We start from the raw sequence: 11,998 nt of genomic DNA, 5'->3' as shown, positions 1-11,998 counted from the left end.
TGTCCGGTCTCTGACGAGTCCTTCACATCATCACCCCAGACCTCATCACATCATCAAACCATCAACGGCGTGGAAACAAATTCTGGTTAATCAACCGCACCTGCTCACCCGGGCGGGCGATGGGCACTTGGCCAACGAGTTTGGCGGTCTTTGGTGCGAGACAGGTTTTGTCGTTACACGGCTGATACTTGACCGCGAGGTGCATTTTGTCGGTGGTAACGTTGATGTCTTGCGGGATCCGCAGTTTGCCTCGGATGACGATGCTCTCTTCGTAGACCAACGCGGATTCGTCGAACCCGGGAATCGCAAGCGGTTCGCCTTTGGGATACTGCAGGTCTTCAACGGTAATGCCGTGATCGCTTTGAATCGTGAACTTCGTCGGGATCAAATTCTTTGGCACCGCTGGGTTCTGATTGATGTGCCAACCCGGTTTGATGTCGACGAAGACGACGATCTCACAGGTGCTGCCGGCGGGGAGTTTATCGACGTTCAAGTACGCCTGAGCGGTTACGATTTCCTTGCTCTGATCCCTCGTGGTTTCGGCAGCGACTTGCAGAATCGCGTTCTGATTCTTGCGTTGATCGTGAATGTTCGGTGCCTGGGTGCGAGCAGCCGCGAAGTTGGGGTTATCCAGATACTCCCCCAAAGCCAACGCCATGTTCGCCATCCCACGTGGACGATCCGCCAGTTGTGAAGCGAACAATTGCAATGTTTTCTCGGCGGCCTCTTGATACTTAGGCGTGTCGGTCAGCGAGGCCAACCGCATCAAGTTGCGGACACTCACACTGTTACCCGACGGCAGAACCGCATCGTTCGCGTTCTTCGTGCGAGCCAACAATTCTTCGTGATGATGTGGCGTGAAGAAGAACCCGCTGCCATCTTCGTCTTGGAACAACTCGATTTGCTGATCGGTCAACCGCTGTGCCGCTCGGAGCCATTTCCGATCTTCGGTGGTTTCGTAAAGAGCGAGCAACCCTTCAATGAGAAATGCATAATCATCGAGATATGCATTCAACTGCGATTGCCCATCGCGATAGGTGCGTTGGAGTCGACCTTGTTTGTCCCGCATGTTGGTCAGCACGAACAGAGCAGCCTTCTCGGCAGCCGCTTGGTAATCCGATCGGCCCAACCGTTTTGCCGCGTGAGCGAACGCACGGATCATCAAACCGTTCCAACTCGTGAGGACTTTGTCATCCTTCAACAGCGGCGGTCGTTGGTCTCGCACCGCAAGCAACTTCTTCCGCATCGGAGCCAATCGACGTTCCAATTCCGGTGAGGTGGTACCAAGTCGATCCGCAATTTCCGACAACGGCTGCGGTTGGTGTAACACGTAACCGTGTTCGAAGGTCTGTGGTTGATCCAATCCGTAGACTTGGCCAAACAACTTCGCATCGTCTTCACCTAGTGCGGAGACAATTTCCGCCTTTGTCCACACATACCGTTGACCTTCAACGCCATCGGTTTCTGCATCGAGTGCCGAATAGAAACCGCCAGCGGGATCGGTGAGTTCTCGCAGCACGAAATCGAACGTGCCTTCGGCAGCGCGACGATACTGATCCTGCCCGGTCGTGCGGTAACTTTCGAGTAGCACGTCGGCAAGCTGCGCCTGATCGTAGAGCATCTTTTCGAAGTGCGGCACATGCCATTCGCGATCGGTGCTGTACCGGTGAAATCCGCCGCCGAGATGGTCATGAATCCCGCCGCGGATGATCGCATCCAGCGTTGTTCGCACGATCTTGCCGGCCTGGTCGTTGTTGTCGCGATTGGCCGCATATTGCAGTACGCTCAGCTTGACCGGCACAGGAAACTTCGGCGAATTCGGCGTGTTCGCGGAGAAATCCACGCCGCCGTGCTTCGAGTCAAAAGTTTCCTCGATCGCTGCCACAGTCTGCGTGACCAGTTCCCGCTTGAGTTCGGTTTTCTCGAGAATCAACGGCGGTTGCATCACCCGCCGGACATTCGCTGCCATCGTGTCGGCGCTTTGACGCACGCCGTCTTCGTTGGTTGTCCAAATCTGATCGACTTGCTTGAGCACGTTCGGAAAGCCAGGCAGCCCGGGTTTCGCTTCCGGCGGAAAGTACGTGCCGCCCGCGATCGGTTTGCCTTCCGGCGTGAGGAACATCGACAACGGCCAACCGCCACCCTGATCCGACCCCGTCGCTTGCAGATACACCAAGAGCGCGGTCATGTAGATGTCATCGATATCCGGGCGTTCCTCGCGATCGACTTTAATGCACACAAACTTCTCGTTCATGGCCTTGGCGATGTCTTCATTCTCGAAGACGAGCCGTTCCATCACGTGACACCAATAACAACTGCTGTAACCGATCGAAAGGAAGATCGGTTTGTTCTCGGCCCGGGCTTTCTCGAATGCCTCCGGCCCCCAGGGAAACCAATCCACCGGATTATGAGCGTGCAACAGCAAATACGGACTGGTCTCACCCGCCAACCGATTCGGCTTGCCCTTCGGCTTTTCATCCTGTTTGGCGACGACACCGTCTTGCTTGGCGTCCGACTCCGCTTCTAGATTGCCGCCACAACCCCAAAACCCGAAAGTCAAAAGACCCCAGATTGCCCAGGTTGTGAAATTTCGATGACACCGCATCGCCAGCTCCGTCCTAACGGATTTTCTTCTCAATCACATCCATCAAAACCGCACTATAAGAAGAAAAGCTACTTCTTGGCGAGAGCAAAGCGGGGTGATACACTCAATGGTGTGGATCCCTGTTCACATAAGTCGCTGGCTCGTAGGAATCCCGAATGAGCGATTGCAACGACATCATCGCCGAACTACCGGAGAAAGCGGCTCTCGAGCATGTGTTGACAGAAGAAGCGATCGAAGGACTTCGCATCGGGATTCCGATGGTGCATTGCGTCACGGTTTTGGTTCCCATCCTGCCGAGTTTGCCGTGGTCGGCGAATTTCATGCCGCAGCTTGCAAATCAACTTTTGATGCTGTTGATTGCCGTGACATTGGGTTTGATTGCCATTATCGGGCAGCTGTTTTGCATGACGGCGGCGAAAGAAGTCCGCGCGAAATACTTTCTCACTGTAAGTCTTGTGATATCGGTTGTCTGCCTTGTTTTGGGAATCATCGCGTGCGTGAGCTTTCGATACGCCAGCGGAGATCGAGGTCCTTACATGGTTGAGTATTCGTGGCCGTTCGGTTTGCTCTGGGACCCTGATTTTCCCTGCTTGGCATTGATGCTGCTTGTGCCATTAAACGTGATTGTGTTTAGCCATTTTATCGCTGAGATCGAGGCGTTCGTTCAATTTGAGAGGTTTATGTCCGATGCGAAAACAGCGGCGAAGTATTGGCGAATCAGTTTGATTTTGGTTGTCACCGGCCTCCTGTTTATATTCGCTTTTCGTTTTTGGTCCTGGTTAGTGGCTTTGGGTTTTGGAATTATGGGTTTCGGATTCGTTTTTGGAATGGCCGCCTTCGTCATTCATTCGTGGGCACTACGTGGTTTGAAACGCGTGTTACGCGGCGAGAAGGAAATCGAGAGTCCATTAATCAAGGGCTTTGGCAAATCGCTACGTCCAATTGAGTAGCTTGCCTAGCTACTATAGTCGCGAAAGTGAGGTTTTCGGTTGAAAACAACTTGGAAAGATTGGCTGACGAAACGAAAGTTCTATGCCGGGCCGTTGCTGTTGGCGGGGATCTTCGGATGGTGGTTGGTGGATCTACCTGCGGAACCGAACTTGACCATTCTCGACAAATAGTTAATCGCTATGGGGTTGGCGGTGTTGATCTGCTACGCGCTCAGATCTGCAATCGGTAGGCAGGCTTAGCGAAGCGTTACCAGCTTTCTTTCAATGAATGGAACGGCCAGAAAGTTGAGACTTGTCTCAGGCTACTTGACTTCACGTGCGATGATGAGTTGCACATCGCGGAGTCGCTCCTTGGCAATTTCGTATTCGGGATCAATCTTCAAGGCTCGGTGGTAACATTCTTCCGCTTCCCGGTATTGTTGGGCGGAAAGGCAATAGCCACCGAGATTGAACCAGGCCTCGTCAATACAACCCTCCGTACATTCCGTAGCTTGCTGTGCAAGTTTTCTCGCTTGGTCGATCTCTCCGGCGCGGAACGCCATACTCCCTGCGAAGATGAGATTTGTTGCGTTCTGAGGCTGCATCTTATGGGCTTGTAGAAACAGGTTCTTCGCCGTCTGGAAATTTCCCTGTGCTGCGTGCAAATGCCCACGTTGAGTCAGAATGCGATGGAGTTGAACTTCTGGTGCTAGTGACTCAGCACGGTCCAACGCGATTTCGGCAGTTGTGTACTGAGCCAAAGAGATAAGATGACCCGCCAATCGTAGCCAAGTCGGTCCATGGTCGGCGTGAATCTGCAGATACTGCTCACAGAGGTAGCGTGCATAACCGATTTGGTCGGCTTCATCAGTCGCTCTTAGTTCTGCATGGAGCGTCGTCGGGTCGTGCATCTCGCAATTCCCTGTGCCACCGACTCTAAGATCGTTAATCCAGTGGAGTTTCCCAAGTCAATCCGCAACGTTTGCTTGGAGACGCCCGATGACTTCCACCATATTGGACTGTTGCCAACCCTCCCGTAGCTTTCCATCCTGGATGACGATCCAAGTCATGCCTTTGAGCCGGACTGGCTCGTTCGTTGCCGGAAATCCTAGGCCGGGACCATCATGGGTTCCCGTGGCGGTCCAGCGGACAATGACTTGATCATTCTTGGCCGTCACGTCGTCCAATTCCACTCGCAAGTCCGAGAACGCAGCGAGAAACGGCTCGAACTGTTGAACTTTGAACTCCGCCGGGCCTCTCAGTTCTCGGTCTCCATCATGGCAGACGCTTTCGTCCGTCAGAAGTTCGTCGATCACATCCGCGTTCCGCTGATTCCAAACCTCCTCAAACCACCGCTTCACGATCGCAACGTTTTGCTCTGTCACCTTGAGTTCTCCATGTTGAACCAACTCAGTAAGTAAGCTGGGTTAGCAAAGCGCAACTCAGCTTTCATTGCGGTTATAGAATGGCCAGAAAGCTAGGACTTGCACCAGCCAATGAGTCATTGATTGCTCATGAAATCGAAGAAAAACTCTCCTGTATTAAGAACTCGAAATTCGAGGTGATGGCCGTTGTCATCAAAACCATCATTGAGGTATCGATCGTCTTTTTCACCAATCACCGGGTTCTCGTTCTGTTTTGCAAGTTGGAATTCATCAACTTCGACAACACCGGGTCCAAATCGCCAATCCAGATAAGATTGTAAGTCTCGAATACGTCCTTTGACGCGATATGCGTTTCGAAGTCGGTCAAAACGCTTCCACTCGGTAGGACCGACAGCAGGAAAGTCTTGAAACCGTGAAGTTAAGTGAAGCAACTTCGCTTGTTCGTGGAAAGACTCACAGACACCAGTCGCTGGCTGAATGCAATAGTAGCATAAAGCAAAAACTGCGGTTGCCCCTCCAAGAGTGGCTGCTGCAATCGCACCAGTCGGCCAAATCTTCATCATGAGTAAGTAGGCTGGGTTAGCGGAGCGTAACCCAGCATTTTCTCAGGCCACGGGACATTGAAAAAGCTGGGACTTGTCCCAGCCTACGTTCTACTGTTTTGAACGGGTCATCATCGATACCAGGATCAACGTCAAAAAGCCGAGCGGGATCGTTACGATGCCCGGTTGGCTGAAGGGGACGAGGGCGTTTTCGGCGGGGAGGCCGTAGACTTTGGCGAAAGTGTCACCGCTGAGGAGAATCCAGGCAAGCGAACTGGTCATGCCGACCACGACGGCGGCGATAATGCCCTGTCGTGTGGTGCCTCGCCAGAACAGCAGCATCACCAAACTCGGCAAATTCGCCGACGCTGCCACGCTGAACGCCCAACCGACAAGGTAACTCACGTTGAGTTTCTCGAACAGAATCCCCAAGACGATTGCGATTACTCCGACGAACACCGACGAGATTTTCGCCACGCGGACTTTCTCGTAGTCATTCATTTTCCACTTGAAGACGCTCGTCAGCAGGTCGTGCGTGACCGCACCGGCGGAGGCGAGAATCAACCCGCTGACCGTGCCGAGCACCGTGGTGAAGGCAATCGCCGAGATCGCTGCGAACAACCACTCGTTCATGCCACGCGCGAGGAGCGGGGCGGCCATGTTGCTGTTGGTGACGTCCATCGAACCGCTCGTCATCGCCCCCAAACCCATGTAAAGCGTGAGCACGTAAAAGAAACCGATGGAGGCAATCCCGACGATCGTGCTCTTCCGAGCGGCGGCGGCATCTTTCACGGTGTAGTAGCGAATCAAAATATGCGGCAGCGAGGCGGTTCCGCAGAACAACGCGAGCATCAGCGACAGGAAGTTCAGTTTGTCGATCATCTTGCCACTGCGAATCCCTGCGAACGTGGGATGTTCGCCCGGTCGAAGCACATGGCTTCCGGGAGTTGGTTGTTGATAGTAGACCGTGACCTTCGTGCCATCAGCTTCGTTGATGACCTTCGATTTCCACAGGATGACCGTACTGTCTTGCAAGGTCCGGAAGAATTCCAACGCCCCGACTTCGCCGGTGGCCATCTCACCGCCGGGGAGTTCGCTGATCCGTCCGACGGGGTGCAATGTCGCTTCGCCATCACCGGTGCCGAGCGGTTTGCCGTTGTACAATTTGGTTTTGTCAGGCAGTTCCGTGACGGTTTGCGCTTCCCGAAGTGTGGCTTGGCCGTCTTCGTTTTCCTCGATGCTCCAGGTCGATACGTCACCAGTTTCGCCGTCTTTCAATCGCACGAACGGCACCGATTCCCAACCATCGTCGGCGGGCAACATCGAGGCGTTTTTGAACTCCGGCAGGTTTTGCACGCTCGCCTCGATGGCGTTTGCGTCAATCGGGCCGATGCGTCGGAAGGCGTAATCATCATCGCCGCCGGCTTTCACGGAGAACCCACGTTGCAGAATCATGAAAACCAGAATCGCACTGAAGATGACCAGGAGCGATCCTTTGAGAAACTGCACCCATGTCGTCGACACCATCCCGGCAGTCACGACGATCAGAATCACCACGGTCCCGACCAACACCACACCGACCCAGTGCGGAAACCCGAGTAGTGGTTGCACAAGCACCCCGGCTCCGACCATTTGCGGAATCAGGTAGAACACACTCACCGCGAGCGTGCTGATGCCGGCGGCGAGCTTGATCCCGCGGGAATCGAATTTTGCATCGAGTGCATCGGCGAAGGTGAATTTGCCCAGGCGTTTCATCGGTTCGGCGATCACGAACAACGCGACCACCCAACCCGCGAGATAACCGATGGAGTACAGGAACCCATCGTAACCGTAGAAGGCGATCATCCCGCAGATGCCGAGGAACGATGCCGCCGAGAGGTAATCCCCCGCGAACGCCACACCGTTGACGAACCAGGGAATCTGTCCGTGAGCAGCGAAGTATCCTTGTGAGGATTTCGCCCGACTACCGAGGTAAAAACTCAGCCCCAACGTGAACGCCACGAAGATCGCGAAGATCACGACCGCCACCACCGAAGGTTCGTAAATCATTCGCCCGCCTCCTTCTCTGCGTCCGCTTTCGCTTCAGCCATCGTCGGCGGTTCCACATCGGCTTTGCACAACGCTCCGTAAAGCAGGGCCAGCACCAAGGCCAACACGATCAACCCGAACCCGTACAGAATCGCGAGGTTGATCCCCGCGATCGGCAGCGATTCCATCATTTCTGGGGCGAACGCATTCACCCCCACAAACCCGCCGTAAAACAGCAGGTACACACAGAATAGGATCATGCCGATCCGGGCATTACGTGCTTGCATGGCGCTTTGTTGGTTGTCCGTTGTGGGTTGTCTGTTGTTGAGATCGCAAGATGTCGCCAGCAGATCAGTACGTGATGAATCGTCCGCTCCGGCTCTGACCATCCGACGAGAACGCACTACCCTAACGTGAGTGGCGACAGAAAAAAACGGAAGCGACCGAATCGCACAACTTGCGAGCGGTTCGTGTGGCACGTCCCTGACCAGCGGGAAGGGCGTGGATTCCGCGTTCGCCACGCCCATCGCTTCGCTCTGGGACGTGCCACTCTCGAATAAAAAACGCAAGCGGTGGATTCGAGAAACTTGCGAGTGGTGCTTGCATCAGTCAAACTGCATGGTCCTGCCCAATTCTGACTCAATCATTTGTTGACGATTATCGAATATGGAACTGCGTGCCATGCGATCTTTTCTAACGGGACTGTTGTGCTTGCTGCCAGTACTCGCGCAAGCCGACGACAAATCCGCCGCGTCGAAACCGATTCGCGCTCTGCTTGTGACCGGCGGGTGTTGTCACGATTACCAGCGTCAGAAGTTGATTCTCGCACGAGGGATTTCGGCGCGGGCGAATGTGGTTTGGACGGTCGTCCATCAAGGCGGCAGCACGACCGACACCAAGATTCCGCTCTATGAAGACGCGGATTGGGCGGAGGGGTTTGATGTCGTCGTGCACAACGAGTGCTTTGCGCATGTGAAAGACAAAGAGTGGGTCGAGCGGATTTTGAAGCCACACCGAGAGGGCACGCCCGCCGTGCTAATTCACTGTGCGATGCACTGTTACCGCACCGGTGACGATCAGTGGTTCGAGTTCGTCGGTGTGCAATCCCCGAATCACGGACCGAAATATGCTTACACCGTCAAGAACCTGAAACCGAAGCATCCGATCATGTCGGAGTTCGGTCCGCAATGGATCACGCCGATGGGCGAGTTGTACCACACCATCAAACTGTTCCCGACCGCCACGCCGCTCGCCGAAGCTCCGAAACAAGCCGACGGTTCTCCACAAACGTGTATTTGGACCAACGAATACGGCGAAAACAAAACCCGCGTGTTCGGCACCACAATCGGCCACCACAACGAAACAATGGTCGAGCCGGAATATCTCGACATGGTCACGCGGGGCATTCTGTGGGCGGTCGGTCGCGATGTCGACAAAGAATTCACGCCGACCACGCAACAAACTAACGAAGAAATCAAAAAGCTGATCTCCGCAAAAATCGAAGCTCCCGCGAGCGAACCGGATTTGTCGGGTTGCTGCGGCGTGGCCAATCTCGCCTTTGGTCAACCGACGAAAGCCAGCAGCGAAGAGACCGGCAAAAACAACTTCGCCAAAAACGCCGTCGATGGCAAACTCAGCACGCGATGGTGTGCCAGCAATGGGTCCGGCGGGCATTGGTGGCAGGTCGATCTCGGCAAAGTGCAACCGGTGTCTGCCGTGCGGATTCATTGGGAGTCGAACGCCGGTTATCAGTACAAGATTGACGCGTCAAAAGATGGCGAAAACTGGCAAACTGTCGTCGATGAATCGAAGAACAAGAAACGCCGCAAGATCACGCCGCACAAGTTCAAAGCGGTTGATACGAAGTTTCTGCGGGTGACTTATCTCGGTTCGAAAACGGGCGGATGGGGCAGTTTTTGGGAATTCGAAGCCTACAACGGCGAACTGCCGGAGTTACCAAAATCCCTGCAAGCTGGCGATGCGATGGGCACGCCGAACGAGTTGCTCAGCGATGTCAAACTTCCCGAGGGTTTCGAAGCGACGATCTTCGGCGCGCCGCCGGAAGTGAACTATCCGGTGTGTATTTCGGCGGCTCCGACGGGGGAGTTGTTCGTCGGTGTGGATGAACAAGGCTCGCTCGGTAAAGAACCCGGCAAAGGCAAAATTCTCCGGTGTGTCGACACCGACGGCGACGGCACGGCGGACAAGATCAACGAGTTTGTGAAAGTCGATCACCCACGCGGTTTGATCTACGACGCCGGCTCGCTATGGGTATTGCATCCGCCGTTTTTGAGTGTGTATCACGATGACGATTTGGATGGCGTGTCCGATCGACACGAAACTTTGATCACTGGAATCAGCACCGATCAGGTCAACCAACGCGGAGCCGACCACACGACCAACGGCATCCGCATGGGTATTGATGGTTGGATTTATATTGCCGTCGGCGACTTCGGTTTCGTCGATGCGACGGGAACCGATGGCCGGAAACTCACGCAACGTGGTGGCGGAGTCGTGCGGGTACGACCGGATGGCACGGAGATGGAAGTCTTCAGTTGGGGGCAGCGGAACATTCTCGATGTGTGCATTGATCCGTATCTCAACATGTTCACCCGCGACAACACCAACGACGGCGGCGGTTGGGATATTCGCACCACACATGTGATGCAAACCGCGGACTACGGGTATCCGTCGCGGTATCTGCACTTTGCTGAGGAAACGATGCCGCCGCTGGCGGATTACGGTGGTGGCTCCGGTTGCGGGGCGATGTATTTCCACGATTTGCGTTGGCCCGAACCGTTCGGCAATGCCGCTTACACCTGTGATTGGGGACGCAGCGAAGTCTATCGGCACAACTTCCCGCAGCACGGGGCGACATTCGATCCGCATCAAGAAGTGTTCCTTCAAATTCCGCGACCGACCGACATCGACGTTGACGGCAGCGGACGGATGTACGTGAGCAGTTGGAAGAACGGCAAGTTCAACTACAGCGGTCCGAATGTCGGGTTTGTCGCACAGATTCTGCCCAAGAATTTCGTCCCAAAGCCATTTCCGCACCTCGATATTGCGACCGATACGGACTTGGTCGAAATGTTGAATTCCCCGAGTGCCGTGCATCAATTGCACAGTCAACGTGAGATTCTGCGACGCGGGAAGAACGCGGAGATGTCGAAACACCTTGCCGATCTAGCCAAGAGTGACGATGCTCCGTTGTATGGCCGGGTGGCCGCAATTTTCACGTTGAAACAACTCGACGGCATCGATTCACACATGACTTTGCTTGCACTCGCGACCGATCCAGCGGTTAGTCGTTTCGCGTTGCGAGCATTGACCGATCGCCAGAGCGAATTGCAGTCGCTGCCGTTAGAACCATTCGTTGCGGCTCTCTCGTCGAGCGATCAACGCACGCAAGCCCAAGCATTGATCTGCCTGGGGCGTTTGGGGGATGCGTCCGCGGCCGAAAAGATTCTGCCGCTTACCAAACGATCGGCCGACGAACCGAAGCCGGAACACGAAAAATTCCACGCCCAACCTGACCCTGGTCGCGTGCTTCCGCATCTTGCCGTGCAAGCATTGATCGAACTCGAAGCCATCGACGCGTGTTTGAACGCTCTCGATAGTCCGTATCGCGATGGTGCACTCCAAGCACTGCGACAGATTTACTCGCCGGAGGTGGTGACGGGGTTGATCAAACGTCTTAACAAGACCAGCGATGTTTCCCTGCGACGTGATTTGCTGGCGACACTTATTCGCTTGTATTACCAGGAAGGCGAATACAAAGGCGATTGGTGGGGCACGCGACCGGATAACAGTGGCCCGATTTACGATCGCCAACCGTGGGCCGAAAGTGATCGCATCGCGTCCGTTGTCAAAACCGCCCTTAGTGATGCCAATGAAGCCACAACGAAGTTCATTGAAGACCAGATCGTTTTGCACAAAGTCAAAGCGGATGGTCTGGGTGATGGCAATCTGGTTGCGATGGACGAACCGGAACCGCAAACGGCGATCGAAGTGCCAAAGGTCGATTCTAACGATCCCAACCTGATTGCGAACTTGTCGTTCGAAGCAGTTGCGGAACGGGCGTTGAGAACCGAAGGCGATGCCGGGCGTGGGGCGGAGTTGTTCCGTTCGCAGGCGTGTATCGCGTGTCACACCTACGCCGACGGGCAAAAACCGAAAGGGCCGCACTTAGTCGACATCGGCAAACGCTACAAACCGGCGGAATTGGTCGAATCAATTTTGAAACCAAGCGAGAAAATCGCCCAGGGTTTCGACACGTTTTCGTTCCTCACAACCAGTGGGCAAGTCGAGACCGGTTTTGTTGTCAGCGAAAGTGCGGAGACCGTGACGATCCGCAGTGCGAACGGTCTCTCGAAAGAAATTATCAAACCGGATATCGAAGACCGTATCAAACGCGAACTCTCGATGATGCCCAAGGGCTTGGTCAATAATCTCACACCCGAGCAATTGGCCGATTTGATTGCGTACTTGCGATCGCTGAAATAATCC

Annotated in this window: 9 protein-coding genes; 3 read left to right on the top strand and 6 right to left on the bottom strand. The window is 54.7% G+C overall.

The genetic code is table 11. The annotated features are described in order from the left end of the window. Nucleotides 1–61 precede the first annotated feature (61 nt). Nucleotides 62–2,605 carry a DUF255 domain-containing protein gene (locus AC5DDB_RS19635; protein ID WP_491741458.1) on the bottom strand — a complete coding sequence of 848 codons (2,544 nt, stop codon included), beginning with the start codon at nt 2,603–2,605 and terminating at the stop codon, nt 62–64. A gap of 155 nt (nt 2,606–2,760) precedes the next feature. Between AC5DDB_RS19635 and AC5DDB_RS19630 the strand changes: the two genes are divergently transcribed. Both AC5DDB_RS19630 and AC5DDB_RS19625 read left to right on the top strand, forming a co-directional pair. After that, entirely contained in the window at nt 2,761–3,555 is a 795-nt protein-coding gene (locus AC5DDB_RS19630; RefSeq protein ID WP_491741457.1) for a hypothetical protein, read from the top strand. A 39-nt stretch (nt 3,556–3,594) separates the two neighbouring features. Beyond that, on the top strand, nt 3,595–3,726 hold the full coding sequence (locus AC5DDB_RS19625; RefSeq protein WP_491741456.1) for a hypothetical protein: 132 nt from the start codon (nt 3,595–3,597) through the stop codon (nt 3,724–3,726). 131 nt (nt 3,727–3,857) lie between these two features. Here AC5DDB_RS19625 and AC5DDB_RS19620 read toward each other — a convergent pair whose 3' ends face one another. The 5 genes from AC5DDB_RS19620 to AC5DDB_RS19600 form a co-directional block, all read right to left on the bottom strand. Next, entirely contained in the window at nt 3,858–4,445 is a 588-nt protein-coding gene (locus tag AC5DDB_RS19620; protein WP_491741455.1) for a tetratricopeptide repeat protein, read from the bottom strand. A gap of 57 nt (nt 4,446–4,502) precedes the next feature. Continuing rightward, nucleotides 4,503–4,919, bottom strand: coding sequence for an ester cyclase (locus AC5DDB_RS19615; RefSeq protein ID WP_491741454.1), 417 nt, complete (start codon nt 4,917–4,919; stop codon nt 4,503–4,505). Between the two features lie 116 nt (nt 4,920–5,035). After that, nucleotides 5,036–5,482, bottom strand: coding sequence for a hypothetical protein (locus AC5DDB_RS19610; RefSeq protein WP_491741453.1), 447 nt, complete (start codon nt 5,480–5,482; stop codon nt 5,036–5,038). A gap of 90 nt (nt 5,483–5,572) precedes the next feature. Beyond that, nucleotides 5,573–7,510 (bottom strand): sodium/solute symporter, encoded by a 1,938-nt coding sequence (locus tag AC5DDB_RS19605; RefSeq protein WP_491741452.1) that lies wholly within the window; start codon nt 7,508–7,510, stop codon nt 5,573–5,575. Beyond that, nucleotides 7,507–7,776: a DUF485 domain-containing protein gene (locus AC5DDB_RS19600; protein ID WP_491741451.1), complete on the bottom strand. Its 270-nt coding sequence runs from the start codon at nt 7,774–7,776 to the stop codon at nt 7,507–7,509. Before AC5DDB_RS19600 ends, AC5DDB_RS19605 begins: the two co-directional genes overlap by 4 nt. Before the next feature lie 394 nt (nt 7,777–8,170). Here AC5DDB_RS19600 and AC5DDB_RS19595 point away from each other — a divergent pair, with 394 nt between their 5' ends. Continuing rightward, nucleotides 8,171–11,995 (top strand): DUF7133 domain-containing protein, encoded by a 3,825-nt coding sequence (locus tag AC5DDB_RS19595; protein WP_491741450.1) that lies wholly within the window; start codon nt 8,171–8,173, stop codon nt 11,993–11,995. The last annotated feature ends 3 nt before the right edge of the window (nt 11,996–11,998 follow it).

This window comes from Thalassoroseus sp. (genome assembly GCF_984380535.1).
Note: the sequence above shows the minus strand (reverse complement) of the source record. Positions and strands in the feature narration are given on the sequence as shown.

Excerpts from the sequence above, each read along its gene's own strand:
- AC5DDB_RS19630 (WP_491741457.1), top strand. The coding sequence starts at position 2,761 with ATGAGCGATTGCAACGACATCATCGCCGAACTACCGGAGAAAGCGGCT.
- AC5DDB_RS19600 (WP_491741451.1), bottom strand. The coding sequence starts at position 7,776 with ATGCAAGCACGTAATGCCCGGATCGGCATGATCCTATTCTGTGTGTAC.
- AC5DDB_RS19605 (WP_491741452.1), bottom strand. The coding sequence starts at position 7,510 with ATGATTTACGAACCTTCGGTGGTGGCGGTCGTGATCTTCGCGATCTTC.
- AC5DDB_RS19595 (WP_491741450.1), top strand. The coding sequence starts at position 8,171 with ATGCGATCTTTTCTAACGGGACTGTTGTGCTTGCTGCCAGTACTCGCG.
- AC5DDB_RS19620 (WP_491741455.1), bottom strand. The coding sequence starts at position 4,445 with ATGCACGACCCGACGACGCTCCATGCAGAACTAAGAGCGACTGATGAA.
- AC5DDB_RS19635 (WP_491741458.1), bottom strand. The coding sequence starts at position 2,605 with ATGCGGTGTCATCGAAATTTCACAACCTGGGCAATCTGGGGTCTTTTG.
- AC5DDB_RS19610 (WP_491741453.1), bottom strand. The coding sequence starts at position 5,482 with ATGATGAAGATTTGGCCGACTGGTGCGATTGCAGCAGCCACTCTTGGA.